General features: G+C 72.6%; 12 protein-coding genes and 1 riboswitch. Of the genes, 3 read left to right on the top strand and 9 right to left on the bottom strand.

Going from position 1 to position 16,688, the window contains the following annotated elements; translation table 11 throughout:
* The 9 genes from cobI to AB0M62_RS03035 all read right to left on the bottom strand — a co-directional run bounded on the left by cobI (position 1) and on the right by AB0M62_RS03035 (position 12,939).
* Positions 1–732, bottom strand: coding sequence for a precorrin-2 C(20)-methyltransferase (gene cobI, locus AB0M62_RS03075; RefSeq protein ID WP_366072339.1), 732 nt, complete (start codon positions 730–732; stop codon positions 1–3).
* Entirely contained in the window at positions 729–2,096 is a 1,368-nt protein-coding gene (locus tag AB0M62_RS03070; RefSeq protein WP_366072338.1) for a cobyrinate a,c-diamide synthase, read from the bottom strand. The genes cobI and AB0M62_RS03070 overlap by 4 nt, the downstream gene beginning before the upstream one ends.
* Entirely contained in the window at positions 2,090–2,689 is a 600-nt protein-coding gene (gene cobO, locus AB0M62_RS03065; RefSeq protein WP_366072337.1) for a cob(I)yrinic acid a,c-diamide adenosyltransferase, read from the bottom strand. The genes AB0M62_RS03070 and cobO overlap by 7 nt, the downstream gene beginning before the upstream one ends.
* Positions 2,689–4,713, bottom strand: coding sequence for a putative cobaltochelatase (locus AB0M62_RS03060; protein ID WP_366072336.1), 2,025 nt, complete (start codon positions 4,711–4,713; stop codon positions 2,689–2,691). The genes cobO and AB0M62_RS03060 overlap by 1 nt, the downstream gene beginning before the upstream one ends.
* Positions 4,710–8,378 (bottom strand): cobaltochelatase subunit CobN, encoded by a 3,669-nt coding sequence (cobN, locus tag AB0M62_RS03055; protein WP_366072335.1) that lies wholly within the window; start codon positions 8,376–8,378, stop codon positions 4,710–4,712. The genes AB0M62_RS03060 and cobN overlap by 4 nt, the downstream gene beginning before the upstream one ends.
* Entirely contained in the window at positions 8,375–9,970 is a 1,596-nt protein-coding gene (locus AB0M62_RS03050; protein WP_366072334.1) for a cobyric acid synthase, read from the bottom strand. The genes cobN and AB0M62_RS03050 overlap by 4 nt, the downstream gene beginning before the upstream one ends.
* Complete coding sequence (locus tag AB0M62_RS03045; protein WP_366072333.1) at positions 9,967–10,926, bottom strand: cobalamin biosynthesis protein; 960 nt, start codon at positions 10,924–10,926, stop codon at positions 9,967–9,969. Before AB0M62_RS03045 ends, AB0M62_RS03050 begins: the two co-directional genes overlap by 4 nt.
* Positions 10,927–11,078: 152 nt before the next feature.
* Positions 11,079–11,211, bottom strand: a riboswitch (cobalamin riboswitch).
* Between the two features lie 185 nt (positions 11,212–11,396).
* Entirely contained in the window at positions 11,397–11,627 is a 231-nt protein-coding gene (locus AB0M62_RS03040; protein WP_366072332.1) for a hypothetical protein, read from the bottom strand.
* Between the two features lie 55 nt (positions 11,628–11,682).
* Positions 11,683–12,939, bottom strand: coding sequence for an inorganic phosphate transporter (locus AB0M62_RS03035; protein ID WP_366072331.1), 1,257 nt, complete (start codon positions 12,937–12,939; stop codon positions 11,683–11,685).
* A gap of 342 nt (positions 12,940–13,281) precedes the next feature.
* Between AB0M62_RS03035 and AB0M62_RS03030 the strand changes: the two genes are divergently transcribed.
* The 3 genes from AB0M62_RS03030 (at position 13,282) to AB0M62_RS03020 (ending at position 16,593) form a co-directional block, all read left to right on the top strand.
* Positions 13,282–13,947: a class II aldolase/adducin family protein gene (locus AB0M62_RS03030; protein WP_366072330.1), complete on the top strand. Its 666-nt coding sequence runs from the start codon at positions 13,282–13,284 to the stop codon at positions 13,945–13,947.
* Between the two features lie 49 nt (positions 13,948–13,996).
* On the top strand, positions 13,997–15,124 hold the full coding sequence (locus AB0M62_RS03025; RefSeq protein WP_366072329.1) for a hypothetical protein: 1,128 nt from the start codon (positions 13,997–13,999) through the stop codon (positions 15,122–15,124).
* 77 nt (positions 15,125–15,201) lie between these two features.
* Complete coding sequence (locus tag AB0M62_RS03020) at positions 15,202–16,593, top strand: hypothetical protein (protein ID WP_366072328.1); 1,392 nt, start codon at positions 15,202–15,204, stop codon at positions 16,591–16,593.
* Positions 16,594–16,688 lie beyond the last annotated feature (95 nt).

Below are 16,688 nucleotides of genomic sequence, written 5' to 3'. Positions count from 1 at the left end.
TCACAACTTGCCTCCACGGCCACCGTCGCGCCGCGCGGGCGCGATGAGCGTCGAGAGATAGGGCAGCGGTCCGTCCGAAAGTTCGGTGGCCGGACGAATCGACTCGTCGTCCAGCCCCAGGGCCGAACCCCACACCGCGCCCTCGGTCCGGCCGGTCTCGCGCAGCGCCGTCTCCACTTCATGGGCCAGCCGCCCGAACTTGTACGCCACGACCGTGCCCGGCCCTTCGAGCGCGTTCTTGAGTACGGCCGATCCCGCCGTCACCGGGACGAGCGTCAGCGGCTCTGTCCCCTCGGTGAGCACCGCTCCGCTGCGCGCGGCCAGGTCCTGCATCGCGGTGATCCCCGGCACGGTCTCGACGACCGTTCCCGGGACCAGCTCGCCCACGGTCTGGGCAAGATAGGTGAAGGTCGAATACACGTTTGGATCACCGATGGTGGCGAAGGCCACGGAGCCGTGCGCGCCCAGCAGTTCGGCGACGCGGGCACCCGCGGCGTCCCAGGCGGCCTCACGCCGTGCCCGGTCGCTGCGCTCGTTGAGCGCGAAGACGACCCGTACGACCTTGCCGGGTTCGACATAGTGCAGCACGGTCGCCTCGGCCCGGCCGCGCTCTCCACTGTCCATCACGGGAACGACGACGACGTCGGCCTCCCGGAGCTCCCTGACCCCCTTGACGGTCACCAGTTCCGGATCGCCGGGACCCACCCCGACACCGACCAGCCTGCTGCTCATGCTCCACACCTCTCGACAAACCTCTGTGCGATGCCGGGCGTGGCCGCCCAGTGCGCATGCAGGTAGCTCGCGTGCACGCCCCGCTGTACGAACCCCTCGACCCGGCGCTCCGGGTGCACCAGCCCCCACGCGGGCGCCGGCCCGGCCGCCGGCTCCAGCGCCGTGCGGTGGAACTCGTGCCCCCGCAGCCGGGTTCCGGCCTGTGCCAGCACACTGTCCGAGACGGCCACGGCTTCGCGGTAGCCCAGTGCCAGCCGTTCCGACATCCGGGCCTCCGCCTCCAGCACGCCGCACATCGGCCTGCCGTCCAGCGAACGCGCGAGGTAGAGCAGGCCCGCGCACTCCGCGGCGACGGGCGCGCCCCTGTGTGCCATTTCGGCCACGGCCTTGCGCAGCGGCTCGTTGGCGGACAGCTCGGGGGCGTAAACCTCGGGAAAACCGCCGCCGACGACCAGCCCCGCGGTGCCGTCAGGGAGTTGCTCGTCCCGCAGCGGATCGAAGGTCACCACCTCCGCACCGGCAGCGGTGAGGAGCTCGGCATGCTCGGCGTACGAGAACGTGAACGCGGCCCCGCCGGCGACGGCCACCACGGGGCGCCGACCCGGCCCGTGCGACGTGCCCCGGCCCGCCGGCGCGGCCCCCGGCTCCCACGCAGCCTCGCTCAGCGGCGGAGCCGTACGCGCCAGAGCGAGCAGAGCCTCCAGGTCGCACCCCTGGCGCACCTGTTCCGCCAGAGCCGCGACCGACGCCACCGCATCCGCCCGCCGCTCGGCGACCGGCACCAGCCCCAGGTGCCGCGACGGCGTGGCAATCGTCTCGGCGCGCCGGAGCACACCCAGGACCGGTACACCCGACTCGTCCAGCGCCTCGCGGAGCAGCGCCTCGTGCCGGTCCGAGCCCACCTTGTTCAGGATCACGCCGCCGATGCGCACGCCGGGGTCCCAGGACGCGAAGCCGTGCACCAGCGCGGCCACGGACCGGGACTGCGACGACGCGTCGACAACCAGCACCACAGGCGCCCGCAACAGCTTCGACACCTGTGCGGTGGAGGCCAGTTCGCCGAAACCGCTCGCCCCGTCGTACAGGCCCATCACGCCCTCGACCACGGCCAGGTCACAGCCGGACGCGCCGTGAGCGAACAGCGGCGCGATCAACTCCGTACCGCACATGTAGGCGTCGAGATTGCGGCCCGGACGGCCGGTGGCCAGGGAGTGATAGCCCGGGTCGATGTAGTCGGGCCCTGCCTTGTGCGGGGACACCGAAAGCCCCGCGGAGGCGAACGCCGCCATCAGGCCCGTTGCGACGGTGGTCTTGCCGCTGCCGGAGGCCGGCGCGGCGACGACCAGTCGCGGGATCGTCACCACTCGATGCCCCTCTGGCCCTTCTGGCCCGCGTCCATCGGGTGCTTGATCTTGGACATGTCAGTCACCAGGTCCGCGAAGTCCACCAGCTTCGCGGGTGCGTTGCGACCGGTGATCACCACATGCTGTGCGCCCGGCCGGTCGCGCAGTACCTCGATCACCTCGTCGGTGTCGACCCACCCCCAGTGCATGGGATAGGCGAACTCGTCCAGCACGTAGACCTTGTAGGTCTCGGCCGCCAGGTCGCGCTTGACCTGCTCCCAGCCCTCCCGGGCCGCTTCCTCGTTGTCGAGCTGCTCGTCACGCTGTACCCAGGACCAGCCCTCGCCCATCTTGTGCCAGGCGACCGTCCCGCCCTCGCCGGAGTCACCGAGGACCTTCAGCGCGTTCTCCTCGCCGACCTTCCACTTCGCGGACTTGACGAACTGGAACACCCCGATCGGCCACCCCTGGTTCCAGGCGCGCAGCGCCAGCCCGAAGGCGGCCGTCGACTTGCCCTTGCCGATGCCCGTGTGGACTACGACGAGGGGACGGTTGCGGCGCTGGCGGGTGGTGAGCCCGTCGTCGGGTACGACGGACGGCTGTCCCTGGGGCATTACGCGGCCCTCCCGGTTCGATTTCCCTGTACGTCCTTGACCAGCCCGGCGATGCTGTCGGCCCGCAGCTCGTCGAGCGTGACGGCGGTACCGCCGAGCTCACGGGCAAGGGCACCGGCGAGTCCGAGCCGCACCGGCCCCGACTCGCAGTCCACGACGACGGACGCGGTGCCCGACACCGCGTGCAGCCGCGCGGCCCGCGCCCCGAGCGCCACCGGATCGACGCCGCCGGTCGCGCGTCCGTCCGTCACGACGACCAGCAGCGCGCGGCGCGAAGGATCGCGCAGCCGCTCGACACGCAGCACCTCGTGCGCCTTGAGCAGGCCCGCAGCCAGCGGCGTGCGCCCACCCGTCGGCAGTCGTTCCAGCCGGGCCGCGGCCGCGTCGACCGACGAGGTGGGCGGTAGCGCCAGCTCGGCGTCCTTTCCCCGGAAGGTGATCAGGCCGACCTTGTCGCGCCGCTGGTACGCGTCCAGCAATAGTGAGAGCACCGCGCCCTTGACCGCGCCCATGCGCTGCCGCGCCGCCATCGATCCGGAGGCATCCACGACGAACAGGATCAGGTTGCCCTCCCGGCCCTCCCGCGTCGCCTGCCGCAGGTCGTCCCGGCGTACGACGAGCCCCGGGCCGCTGCGCCCGCGTACCCGCTGGTGGGGTGCCGCGGCCTGAACGGTCGCTGCCAGGTGCAGCTTGGTGAGCGCTCCCCGGGGCCGCCTGGCCCCGGTGGTCCGGCCGTGCTCGGTCCGGGCCCGGGACCTGCGCCCGGCCGCTCCCGTACCCAGCCCCGGCACGCTCAGCACCTTCGTACGGAACGGCTCGCCCGCCCGCGCGGCCGACTGCTCACCACTGCCCGCCGACGCCTTGCTCTCGTCCCCCTCGGACGCCTCGGGCCGCGCGGCCTCCTCGGCCTCCGCGGCGTGCTGCTCCCCGGCGGGAGGTGCGTCGGGACCGTCGCCCTGCGGCGGCCGGCCGCCACCGCCGTCCGGCCCGTCCGGGTCCGGATCGTCGTCCTCCCCGCCGAACTGCTCCAACGTCTCGTCGAGCCTGTCCTCGTCGAGGCCGGGCGCGTCGAAGGGGTTGCGCCTGCGCCGGTGCGGCAGCGCGAGCAGCGCGGCCTGCCGTACGTCTTCCGCGACCACGTCCGTACGCCCCGCCCAGGCAGCCAGCGCCGTCGCGGTGCGGGCCATCACGATGTCGGCGCGCATACCGTCCACCTCGAACGCCGCGCAGGTCGCCGCGATCTGCCGCAGTGCCGCGTCCCCGATGCGGACCTCCGGCAGGAGGGCCCGCGCGGCGATGATGCGCGCCCGCAGGGCCTCCTCCTCGGCGGTCCACTTGGCCGCGAAGCCGTCCGGGTCGTCGTCGTACGCGAGCCTGCGCCGTACGACCTCCACCCGCTGGTCGGGCTCGCGAGAGGCGGCGACCTCCACGGTGAGCCCGAAGCGGTCGAGCAACTGCGGGCGCAGCTCGCCCTCCTCCGGGTTCATGGTGCCGACGAGCAGGAAACGGGCGGCATGCCGCACCGACACGCCTTCGCGCTCGACGTAGGAGGCGCCCATGGCGGCCGCGTCGAGCAACAGGTCGACCAGGTGGTCGTGCAGCAAATTGACCTCGTCGACGTACAGGATCCCGCGGTGCGCGTCGGCCAGCAGCCCGGGTTCGAAGGCCTTCACGCCCTCGGCGAGTGCCCGCTCGATGTCGAGCGCGCCGACGAGCCGGTCCTCGGACGCTCCGACGGGCAGTTCCACCATCCGGGCCGGCCGCGCGGTCCCGGCCCCCGTCTCGTGGGGGCCGTCCGGACACGCGGGATCGGGCGCACCGGGCGCGCACGAGAAGCGGCATCCGGCGACGACCGCGACCTCCGGCATCAGCGCCGAAAGGGCACGTACGGCCGTCGACTTGGCCGTGCCCTTCTCACCCCGGACCAGCACACCGCCCACGGCCGGCGACACGGCGTTCAGCAGCAGCCCGAGCCGCAGATCGTCCATCCCGACGATCGCGGTGAACGGATAAGGCGTACTCATGCGTCGTCACCCTCCAGGTCGCCCTCGAGCTGCAGATAAGTCGCCCGGAGCCGCTCCAGCGTCTCGGCGTCCGGCTCGGCCCACAGCCCGCGCTCCGCGGCCTCCAGCAGCCGCTCCGTGATCCCGCGCAGCGCCCACGGGTTCGACTTCTCCATGAACTGCCGGTTCTCCGGGTCGAAGACGTACTCGGCCGAGAGCTTCTCGTACATCCAGTCGTCGACCACGCCCGCCGTCGCGTCGTACCCGAAGAGGTAGTCCACGGTCGCGGCCATCTCGAAGGCGCCCTTGTAGCCGTGGCGTCGCATCGCCGCCATCCAGCGCGGGTTGATCACCCGGGCGCGGAAGACGCGGTGCGTCTCCTCGCCCAGCGTGCGGGTCTTCACCTGGTCGGGCGTCGCGCTGTCACCCACGTACGCCTCGGGGGAGGCCCCCGTCAGATGCCGCACCATGGCGACCATGCCGCCGTGGTACTGGAAGTAGTCGTCCGCGTCGACCAGGTCGTGCTCACGCGTGTCGACGTTCTTCGCCGCCACCGCGATCCGCCGGAACGCCGTCTCCATGTCCCCGCGCGCCGCCCGCCCGTCGAGCCCGCGCCCGTACGCATAGCCGCCCCACACCGCGTACACCTCGGCGAGGTCGGCGTCCGAGCGCCAGTTCCGGGCATCGATCAGCGGCAGCAGACCCGCCCCGTACGCACCCGGCTTGGAGCCGAAGACACGAGCCGTGGCGCGGCGGCGGTCGCCGTGCTCGGCGGTGTCCTCGTCGGCGTGCGCGCGCACGTAGTTCGACTCGGCCGGCTCGTCCAGTTCGGCGACCGCCCGCACGGCGTCGTCGATCAGGCCCACCACGTGCGGGAAGGCGTCCCGGAAGAAGCCCGAGATACGGACGGTGACGTCGATGCGCGGACGGCCGAGTTCCGCCACCGGCACGACCTCGAAGCCGGTCACCCGCCGCGAGGCGTCGTCCCACACCGGGCGGCAGCCCAACAGGGCGAGGATCTCGGCGATGTCGTCGCCCTGGGTGCGCATCGCGGACGTACCCCAGACCGTCAGGCCCACGGACTTGGGGTAGTCGCCCGTGTCCGCGAGATAGCGGGCCACGAGCGAGTCGGCGAGCGCCTGGCCCACCTCCCACGACAGCCGGGACGGGATCGCCTTGGGGTCGACGGAGTAGAAGTTGCGGCCGGTCGGCAGGACGTTGACCAGCCCGCGCGTCGGCGAGCCGGACGGCCCGGCTGGGACGTAACCGCCGTCGAGCGCCCGCAGGATGTTGCCGATCTCGTCGGTCGTCCGCGCCAGCCGCGGCACCACCTCCGCACAGGCGAAGCCAAGGACGGCCACGGCGTCCGGGAGTACGTGACCGAGGACGTCACCGACCAGCCCGGCCACCGCCGCGACGTCCCAGCCGCGCTCCTCCATGCCCTCGGCGAGACGCCGGCACAGCTGCTCCAGCAGGTCGATCGCGTCCGCACCGGTGCGTGCTGGACCGCCGACCAGCGACGTGAGTTCCACCGGCACCTTCACGGCCGCACCCGGCTCGCCGAGCAGGGACTTCTCCTCCAGCCCGAAGTGCTCGGCGAGAGCTGCCCTGAGCCCCGGCAGCGCGTTCGCCCGGCCGCCCCACACCTGCGAGGCGCGCAGCACCGCCAGGACGAGGTTGACGCGGGCCCCGGCCTCGGGACCGCCGCCCAGGATGTGCAGGCCGTCACGGATCTGGACGTCCTTGATCTCGCACAGGTAACCGTCGATGTGCATGACGAACTCGTCGAAGTCGCCGTCGTCGGGCTGCTCGTCGACATGCAGGTCGTGGTGGAGCTCGGCGGCCTTGACCAGCGTCCAGATCTGGGCGCGGACGGCCGGCGCCTTCGTCGGGTCGAGGTCGCTGACGAGCGCGTACTCGTCGAGCAGCTGCTCGAGCTTCGCCAGATCGCCGTACGTGTCGGCGCGGGCCATCGGCGGCACCAGATGGTCCACCACCGTGGCGTGGCCGCGGCGTTTGGCCTGCGTACCCTCACCCGGGTCGTTGACGATGAACGGGTACACCAGCGGCAGTTCGCCCAGTACGGCGTCGGGACCGCAGCCCGCCGACAGGCCGAGGCCCTTGCCCGGCAGCCACTCCAGGGTGCCGTGCTTGCCCATGTGGACGATGGCGTCGGCGCCGAAGCCGCCTTCGGACGTCGTGGACTCCAGCCAGCGGTACGCCGCCATGTAGTGGTGCGAGGGCGGCATGTCGGGGTCGTGGTAGATCGCGATCGGGTTCTCCCCGAAGCCGCGTGGCGGCTGGATCATCACGACGACGTTCCCGAACCGGAGGGACGCCAGGACGATGTCGTCACCGTCCACGTACAACTGGCCCGGCGGCTCGCCCCAGTGCTCCAGCATGCCGTCGCGCAGCCCGGGCTCCAGCTTGTCGAACCAGGCCCGGTAGTCGGCGAGCGGCACTCGCGCCGGCGCGGCGGCGAGCTGCTCCTCGGTCAGCCACTCCACGTCGTGCCCGCCGGCGTCGATGAGCCGGTGGATCAGCTCGTCGCCGTTGTCCGGGTGGCCTTCCACCGCGTAACCGGCGTCGCGCAGGGCGTCCAGCACCCGTACCGCGGACGCGGGTGTGTCGAGTCCCACCGCGTTGCCGACGCGCGAGTGCTTGGTGGGATAGGCGGTGAACACGAGCGCGAGCTTCTTCTCAGCGTTGGGCTTGTGCTTCAGCCTGGCGTGCCGTACGGCGATCCCCGCGACCCGCGAGGCGCGCTCGGGATCGGCGACGTACACCGGCACGTCGTCGGGGCCCTGCTCCTTGAAGGAGAAGGGAACCGTGATCAACCGCCCGTCGAACTCGGGGATCGCGACCTGCATCGCGGCGTCCATGGGGGAGAGAGCGGCGTCCGAGTCCTCCCAGACGGCGCGCGAGGACGTCAGGCACAGGCCCTGCAGTACGGGTACGTCGAGGTCGGCGAGCGCGCCGATGTCCCACGCCTCGTCGTCGCCGCCCGCTGAGGCGTCCGAGGCGCGCGTACCGCCCGCAGCGAGGACGGTGGCGATCAGCGTGTCGGCCCGGCCCAGCAGTTCGTACAGCCCGGCGTCGGCGCCGCGCAGTGAACCGCAGTACACGGGCAGGGCGTTGGCGCCCTTCGCCTCGATGGCGTCGCACAGGGTGTCGACGAAGGCGGTGTTCCCGGAGAGGTGGTGTGCCCGGTAGAAGAGCACGCCGACGGTCGGCCGCCCCGCTTCCAGTCCGCGCTCGCCGTGCGGCCCCCACTCGGGCATCGTCTGCGGTTCGGCGAAGCCCTGTCCGGTCAGCAGCACGGTGTCCGAAAGGAACCTGGCCAGTTCGACGAGGTTCCCCGGGCCGCCCTCGACGAGATAGCGCAGCGCCTCGGCGACCACGCCCGCGGGCACGGACGACTCGGCCATCAGCTCCGCGTCCGGTACGGTCTCGCCGCCCAGCAGCACGGTCGGAATCCCGGACGCCTTGAGGACGGCGAGCCCGTCCTCCCACGCCCGCTTCCCGCCCAGCAGCCGTACGACGGCCACCGAGGCTCCCTCGATCAGCGCGGGCAGTTCCGCCGAGACGTCGACGCGGGTCGGGTTGCCGATGCGGTACGGCGCGCCGGAGGCCCGGGCCGCCAGCAGGTCCGTATCGGCGGTGGACAGCAACAGCACGGTGCTCATGGCGCTCCAGGTGCGATGAAGGGAAGTCCTGACGGTGCGCCCGACTCGATCAGCCGCAGCAGCGCGTCCGTGTCCGCGTGTTCCTCGATCAGGTCGCCGAGGAGGTCGAGCTGCTCCTCGCGCAGCGTGCCGAAGGAGGTGTCCGGGGCCGGTAGGAAGCGGCGCCCCGCGGCGGCGGCCACCTCCCGCAGGAACGCCCGCCGGAAGCCGTCGCTCTCCAGTGCCCCGTGCCAGTGGGTGCCCCAGACGGAGCCCACCCGGCAGCCGTCCAGGCCGCGTCCCCGGTCATCGGAGACGAATGCTTCTCCGCCGAGCACGTCGGCGACTCCGTGGTGGATCTCGTACCCCTCGACGCGCTCGCCGAGCGCCTGGCCGACGGGCCGGGCGAGTGTCTTCTCGACGGCGAAACGCACCCGGACGGGCAGCAGTCCGAGCCCATTCAGGGCCCCCGCCCGCGACTCGACCTCGTCCTCGATGTGCTCCCCGAGCACCTGGTAGCCGCCGCAGATGCCGAGGACGGGCCGGCCCTCGACCGCGCGCCGCGCGATCGCGTCCGCGAGTCCGCGTTCCCGCAGCCACTCCAGCGCCCCGACGGTGCCACGCGTGCCCGGCACCACCACCAGGTCGGCGTCGAGGAGTTCCTCCGCGCGGTCCACGAACCGCACGACGACACCCGGCTCGGCGGCCAGTGCGTCGACGTCCGTGAAGTTGGACATCAGCGGCACCGCGCACACGGCGACCCGCAGCACGTCCTGGCCGACCGGCGGGGCGACGACGGACTCACGTACGGCTCCCCGCAGGGAGACGCGCAGGCCGTCCTCCTCGTCGATCCCCAGACCGTGCCGGAACGGCAGCACCCCGAAGGTCTGACGGCCGGTCAGTCCCCGGAGCATCTCCATCCCGGGCTCGAGCAGCGACACGTCGCCCCGGAACTTGTTCACCAGGTACCCGGCGATCAGCGCCTGGTCCGCCGCGCTCAGCAGGGCGGTCGTTCCGAAGAACGAGGCGAAGACGCCCCCGCGGTCGATGTCGCCCACGACGACCACCGGGAAGTTCGCCGCCCGCGCGATGCCCATGTTCACGATGTCCGTACGGCGCAGATTGATCTCGGCAGGACTGCCGGCCCCCTCACAGATCACGGCGTCATACGTGCCCCGCAGTTCCTCCAGGCACGCCGTGACGGTCCCGAGAAGTCCCTCCTGCCGACCGCCGCGCAAGGCCCCTCCGGGGGACGGCGCGCCCGGGGACGGCTCCGCCGCGGCCCCCGGCCCCCCGAAGAACCCGCGCGCGCTCATCTCACCCACCGGCTTGCCCAGCAGCACCACTTGGCTGCTGCGGTCGCTGCCGGGCTTGAGGAGTACGGGGTTCATCAGCGCGCTCGGCTCGACGCGCGCGGCCTGCGCCTGCATCGCCTGGGCGCGCCCGATCTCCGCGCCCTCGCGCGTGACGAACGAGTTCAGCGACATGTTCTGCGCCTTGAAGGGCGCGACCTTCACCCCGGTACGTACCAGCCACCGGCAGATCCCGGCCGTGACCACGCTCTTGCCGGCGTCCGACGTGGTGCCGGCAACCAGCAGTCCACCAGCGCTCATGCGGTTCCCCTCCGTCCAGAGACCAGTCGGCCGGCGATCAGCCGGACCGCGACACACGCGCCCAGGGCGATCCCGGTCACCACGCGCGACAGCTTCACCGCGCGTTCGATGTCGCCCACTCCCACCGGCCGGCCACCGCCGTTCAGCACCGGCCGGTGCTCGACGCGGCCGGCGTACGAGAGGGTCCCGCCGAGCCGTACGCCCAGGGCGCCGGCGAACGAGGCCTCCACCGGGCCGGCGTTGGGGCTCGGGTGCTTTGCCGCGTCCTGCCGCCAGGCCCGTACCGCCCCCCGGCGGTCGGGCCCGGCCAGCAGCGCGGCCGCGGCGGTCAGCCGGGAGCCCGGCCGGCCCGCCACGTCGTCGAGCCGCGCCGAGGCCCAGCCGTACCGCAGATATCGCGGCGACTTGTGCCCGACCATGGCGTCCAGGGTGTTCACGGCGCGGAACGCGAGCAGGCCGGGCACGCCCGCGACGGCTCCCCACACCAGGGCACCGACCACGGCGTCGGAGGTGTTCTCGGCGACGGACTCCACGACGGCGCGGGCGATCTGCTGCCCGTCCAGGAACTGGGGGTCGCGCCCGCAGAGATGGGGCAGCCGCTCCCGGGCGACCTCGAGGTCGCCCACCGCCAGCGCACCGCCGACGGCCCTCGCCTCGCGGCCCAGTGATGTCCCGCCCACCACGGCCCAGGTCGCCGCGGCGGTCAGCGCGGCATGGGCAACGGGACGGGAACGCAAGGCGCTTGCGGCGAGCGCGCCGGCCGCGGCCGCGCCGCCGGCGCACACCACGGCATGCAGCGAGCCCCACCCGCGGTGGTCACGCCACAGGACCTTCTCGACAGCGCTGGCAGCCCGCCCGAACGCCGCGACCGGATGTCCGCGGCGGGGATCGCCCAGGACCAGGTCGCCGATCAGGCCGGCTGTCGCGCCGTATGCGAAAACGCGATCGGCACGCATGGGTTCAGCCGGCCGATACGCCTCGGCGGGACCCCGTACTCGGAAAGACCGTCCTCGGTTGGACGGCACTCACATGGACAACTGAACCGCAGCCGGGCATGGCGAAGTCCTCACTCAGGGTCCGCGCCCTGGTTCGACGTGACCGGCGGTGAGAGTCTCCTGGCTCCCGGATCGGCAACTCCCCCGGCCTTCCAGCCCTTACGCAGCGGCCGTGACTTCCGGTGTGGGGGAGTGCTCCCCGGTGACAGTGGCGGGACCGCGCCGGATTCGCACCGGACTTCCTCTCCTGCCGCCGTTTGGCTCCGGAAGTCCACCACGGCCTGCGAACGCCCGTCAACTCGCCGTTGACCTGCGGCGGGACAGTGTGCGAAGACCCACACCGGCGGGAACGCGAACGCCCCCGGCAGGAGTCCTCGGGGGGACCCTGCCGGGGGCGTCCGGATGCCCGGTTCGTCCGGATGCCGGTTCGGTCAGACGACGATCAGATAGATCCCGTAGGCCACGGCCGCCGCGCAGAGTGCGAAGCAGGCGTACGCGCCCGTGCGGGCCATGGCCACGGAGCCGGCGGAGCCTCCCTGTGCGGTGGCGGACTCCTGCTTCGAGAGGCCCACGATGCCGAGGGTGAACAGGCCCACCAGGACCACGGTGGCTGTGAGGCTGACTCCGAAGACGGAGCCGAGAGCTGCCCAGTCGATCTTCATACTGCTGATTCCTTCAGTCGTCGAGCGCGTCGGGCGCCGAGCGCGGCCGGCCCCGTCAGACGGTCGCGGGCTGCGGAGGTTCGGGGGCCGCGGGCACCGGGCCCGGGATGGTGGCCTTCAGTTCGCCGGTGGCGCCGGCGGTGACGCCCGCCGGAGGCGGGGTGACGGCGGCGATGGCGGTGGTCACGACACCCGCGGGCTCGCCGTCCACGCCGGTCTCGTTGACGTTGGTGTGGTCGACGACCTGACGGCGGGAGATGAGCCAGATCGCGAGGCAGGAGCTGACGAGGAAGACCGCGACGGCGGCGACCCCCCAGTCACCCTGCTTGGTCACGAACTCGGCGCCGGCCGCGACGAGACCCGCCGCCGGCAGGGTCAGGCCCCAGGCGATGAACATGCGGGTCGCGGTGGACCAGCGGACCACACCGCCCTTTCGCCCGAGACCGGAGCCCATCACCGCGCCGGAGCACGAGTGGGTGGTGGAGAGCGAGAAGCCGAGGTTCGAGGAGGCCAGGATGACGCTCGCCGCGCTGGTCTGGGCGGCGAAGCCCTGCTGCGGCTGGAGGTCGGTGAGGCCCTTGCCCATGGTGCGGATGATGCGCCAGCCGCCGAGGTAGGTGCCGAGCGCGATCGCGAGACCGGCCGAGAGGATGACCCACATGGGCGGGTTCGAGCCGGGGGCGAGGGCGCCGCCGGTGACCAGGGCCAGCGTGATGATGCCCATGGTCTTCTGCGCGTCGTTGGTGCCGTGGGCCAGCGAGACGAGGCCGGCGGAGCCGATCTGGCCGATGCGGTAGCCCTTGGCCGATGCCTTCTCGTCGGTCTTGCTGCTCAGCTTGTAGGTGAGGCGCGTGGCGAGCATCGCGGCGATACCGGCCACGAGCGGCGCGGCGATCGCGGGGAGCAGCACCTTGGTGACGACGACGTCGCCGTTGACCCCGCCGAAGCCGACCGATGCGACCGTGGCGCCGATCAGACCGCCCATGAGGGCGTGCGAGGAGCTGGACGGCAGTCCGACCAGCCAGGTCAGCAGATTCCACAGGATGGCGCCGACGAGCGCCGCGAAAATGACTTCGGGCCTGATGCCTTCTTCGTTGACGAGTCCGCTGGAGATCGTCTTGGCGACCTCCACCGAAAGAAACGCGCCGACGAGGTTGAGCACGGCGGACATGGCCACCGCCGTCTTGGGCTTGAGAGCGCCGGTCGAGATGGTCGTCGCCATCGCGTTGGCTGTGTCGTGGAAACCGTTCGTGAAATCGAACACGAGAGCGGTGACGATCACGATCCCGAGGAGAAGCGTGATGTGTTCCATTTACCCAGGCTTCTGTTTGACGTCAGTGGCTCGGCGAACGTAGGCAACCTGGATGAACGGAAGATGAACTGGGCCGGGCGGTGCGGTGACTCCAACGGAGTGCCTTCATTCCGCTTGTTCTTTCGAGGGGCAGAAGAAGCGCGACAAATCCGCTCCAGGGCTGGTCTCGCAGGCCTCGTACGAATCCGCTCCGGCCGGGTCGGCCTCCGGTGGGAGAGGGGGTGGAAGAGACCCATATCACTCGCCCGGAGTGCGGAGTCCAGCGCGCAGCCGGGTCTTGGGAACACCGGAGTGCGCCCCGGAGTACGGGGGGCGGAACCCGGGCCTGGCAGGATCACGCCCATGGAGCATCGCGACGCGGGCGAGCAGACGATCGGGCAGGCCTGGGCCGAACTGGTGGCCACCGCCCGCCGGACAGCCTCCGAAGGGCTCGTCGTGGGTACTTCGGGAAACGTCTCCGTGCGGGTCGGCGACCTGGTGCTGGTCACGCCCAGCGGAGTGCCCTACGACCGGCTGGGGCCGGACGACACCGTCGCCGTCGACCTGGCCGGGAAGCAGGTCGCCGGAGGACTCGTCCCCACCAGCGAGCTCCCTTTGCACCTCGCCGTCTACCGGAACACCCCCGCCCGGGCCGTCGTGCACACCCACGCCGTGCACGCGACAGCCGTCTCCACGCTCCTGCCCGAACTGCCGCCGGTGCACTACATGACCGCGGCGCTGGGCGGCCCCGTGCGGGTGGCGCCCTACGCGCTCTACGGCACCCCCGAGCTTGCCGCGTACATGCTCGACGCCCTGCACGGACGCACCGCCTGCCTGCTGCAGAACCACGGCACCGTCGCCCACGGAGACACACTCGACCAGGCGTACGACCGCACCGCTCAGCTGGAATGGATGTGCCGGCTCTGGCTCACCGCGAGCACGGTCCCCGGCCTCGAGCCCAGCCTGCTTTCTCCGGCCCAGCTCGACGAGGTCGCGGAGAAGCTCCGCGCATACGGGCAGACCCGCTGAGCGGACCCGCTGACTGGCAGCCGTCCCCATACCCACCGACACTGAGAGAGTGCGCCCGGCTACAGCGACGGCAGCAGCCGTCACCACATTCCTGGGTGTCGGCGCGGCCGCTGTGGCGGCGGGCCGGTACGCCAGTGACGTCGTGCTCAAGGCATCGCCGGAACGGCCTCTGTCCCTCGGCCCCCGGCTCACCGTCCACGCCACCGCGGAGGGACGGGTCACCCTGACCCGCTCCCTCGCCTCCCTGCGCCTCGGCACGTTCGGGCTGCACGGACCCGGGGTGCACGCCGTCGTGGGGCCCGTCCTGAAGGACGTGCCGCACGCCCCCGACACCGTCGTACGCAAGCTGGAGCGGGTCACCCACGGCACGCTCGAGGCGGGCGCGAAGGTCCGCATCACCCCGCAGGTCCACATCGGCAATCCCCGCACGGCGCTGGGCCTCGATCACGCCGACGTCGACGTCCCCGGCGAACTCGGCGCGCTGCCCGCGTGGTTCGTGCCCGCCGCCCGCGAGACCTGGGTCATCACCGTGCACGGTCTCGGCACCACCCGCGAGCACCCCATGGTGATCATGCCGTTTCTGCACCGCCAGCGGTGTCCCGTGCTCGACATCGCGTACCGCAACGACCTGGGTGCTCCTCGGTCCCCGGACGGTCTCAGCCACCTCGGTGACTCGGAGTGGCGCGACGTGGACGCGGCCATCCGCTACGCCGTCCGGTACGGCGCCGAGCGCATCGTGCTGCACGGCTGGTCCACCGGCGCGTCCATGGCCCTGCACGCCGCCGCCAACTCGGCTCTGCGGGACCGCATCAGCGGTCTTGTGCTCGACTCCCCGGTTCTCAACTGGCAGGCCACCCTGCGCGCTATGGCCTCCGCCCGCCGGGTCCCGGCACCACTGCTGCCGCTCGCGGTCCGGGCGGCCCAGGGCCGGACCGGGCTGGACAGCGACCGCCTCCCGGCCTCCGCCGACGCGGACGCCGTCCGCGTCCCCACCCTGATCTTCCACGGGCCGGACGACCAGCTGGCCCCCTGGCACGGCTCGCGCGAACTGGCCCGGCGGCGCCCGGACCTCATCACGCTCCAGACCGTCCCGGGAGCTCCGCACGCGGCCATGTGGAATGCCGGCCCGGAGTCCTACGAGGAAACCCTCCGTCGCTTCCTCACCCCCTTGCTGTAGGCGTTACGCAGGCCTCCGGAGAGCGGCAATCCCGATTCCGTTTGGGCTTTCGGCGTGTCAGAGGCAAGACTGCTCCTGTGACGTCCCGTAACCCGCGCGACTCCAGGCTCCGACTCGTTCGTCCGCGTCCGCTCGCAGCCGCCCGCAAGGCCGTGACCGACCGGCGCTCCCGGCCCGCGGCGCGCCCTCCCGAGGGCACACCGGCCCCCTCGGAGCTCGCCGATCAGGCCAGGGCGGGCCTCGCCGACGCCGTACGGATAGCCCGCTGGGCCGATCTGCAGCGCGGCACGGCGGCCGCCCTGCGCCCCGGACAGTCCGGAGTTCTCTCCGTGGACGCCGTGGAACGGGCCGCCGCCGCCCTGGAACTGACGCCCGCCCAGGTCCGGGCAGGCTGGGACCGGGCCCGGCTGGCCGGGCTCGTCGAAGTGCACGGAGGCACCGCGCGCCCCGGCTGGCGACTGCGCGCCTGGGACCGCGACGACACGGCCGTACTGCGCGGCTGGGTGGCCCTGTTCGACGCCTGGTCGCTGGTCCACCCGGCGCCGGCCGACGTCGCCCCGACCGCCGTCGCCGAGGTCGTCGAAGCCGTACCGCAGCTTCTCTCCCTGCTCCAGCTGTCCGCCGGTGCCGTTCCCGTGCCCGCGCTGCTCGATCTCCTCGAACAGCGGGTCGCCGAACTGCGCGACGAGCGCTGCGAGGTGCCGTACGGACCGCAGACAGGCCCCGAGCAGCCGGCGCCCGGCAACGGTCCGCTCTCCCTCCTGCTCGGCTGGGCCCTGGAAGGCCTCGCCGCCGTGGGCGCGCTGACGCTGGGCGAGGGCCAGGCGACCCTGACGCCGCTCGGCAACTGGGCGGTCTGGGTCAAGCTCGAGCAGATCTGCGTGGCCGCCCAGAGCCCCGCCGGCAACATCGAGCAGGCCGCTGAGGCCATGCTGCACGGCTGCGCGCGCCTGAGCCCCGGCCCCGCACGGGCCGAGTACCGGGCCTGGCTGGCCGCGCGTACCGTCGGCAGCGCCGTGGCCGAGCTCCTCGGCGTCGCCCGCGGCGAGGACGCATTGCTGCGTGGGCTCGCCTTCGAAGCGCTGCGCGTGGTCGGCGCCCCCGCGGAGTCCGAGGTGCGGGCCGCGGCCGCCGAGAGCGCGCTCCGCCCCTACGCCCTGCTCTGGCTGGCGGAGTACGACGGGGTGGACGCCGAGGACGCGGCCGAGGTGCTGACCCGGGAGGAGTCCACCTGGCTCTGGGTGGACACCGCCGCGGCCGTCGCCGACCACGGCGAGACGGAACTGCTGGTCCGTCACCTCGATTCCGCGGTGCAGGGCACGGTGCCCGCCCTGCTCGACGAGGTACGGGCCGTCGGCCATCCCCGCACCGTGCAGGTCCTGGTGGCCCTGGCCGCCGCCCACCCCGATCCCGCGCTGGCCAAGGCGGTCCGCCGGGCGGCGTTCCAGGTACACACCGGGGGAGTCTGACGCGCCGACGCCCCGACGCGACCGACGCCCGGCGGTCGCCGCCGCGGCGCGCCGACGCCCCGACGCGACCGACGCCCGGCGGTCGCCGCCGCGGG

It is taken from the genome of Streptomyces sp. NPDC051219 (assembly GCF_040682335.1).
Lineage (GTDB): Bacteria > Actinomycetota > Actinomycetes > Streptomycetales > Streptomycetaceae > Streptomyces.
This window is presented reverse-complemented; position numbering and strand designations above follow the sequence as displayed.

Excerpts from the sequence above, each read along its gene's own strand:
- cobO (WP_366072337.1), bottom strand. The coding sequence starts at position 2,689 with ATGCCCCAGGGACAGCCGTCCGTCGTACCCGACGACGGGCTCACCACC.
- cobN (WP_366072335.1), bottom strand. The coding sequence starts at position 8,378 with ATGAGCACCGTGCTGTTGCTGTCCACCGCCGATACGGACCTGCTGGCG.
- AB0M62_RS03045 (WP_366072333.1), bottom strand. The coding sequence starts at position 10,926 with ATGCGTGCCGATCGCGTTTTCGCATACGGCGCGACAGCCGGCCTGATC.
- AB0M62_RS03040 (WP_366072332.1), bottom strand. The coding sequence starts at position 11,627 with ATGAAGATCGACTGGGCAGCTCTCGGCTCCGTCTTCGGAGTCAGCCTC.
- AB0M62_RS03030 (WP_366072330.1), top strand. The coding sequence starts at position 13,282 with ATGGAGCATCGCGACGCGGGCGAGCAGACGATCGGGCAGGCCTGGGCC.
- AB0M62_RS03060 (WP_366072336.1), bottom strand. The coding sequence starts at position 4,713 with ATGAGTACGCCTTATCCGTTCACCGCGATCGTCGGGATGGACGATCTG.
- AB0M62_RS03035 (WP_366072331.1), bottom strand. The coding sequence starts at position 12,939 with ATGGAACACATCACGCTTCTCCTCGGGATCGTGATCGTCACCGCTCTC.
- cobI (WP_366072339.1), bottom strand. The coding sequence starts at position 732 with ATGAGCAGCAGGCTGGTCGGTGTCGGGGTGGGTCCCGGCGATCCGGAA.
- AB0M62_RS03050 (WP_366072334.1), bottom strand. The coding sequence starts at position 9,970 with ATGAGCGCTGGTGGACTGCTGGTTGCCGGCACCACGTCGGACGCCGGC.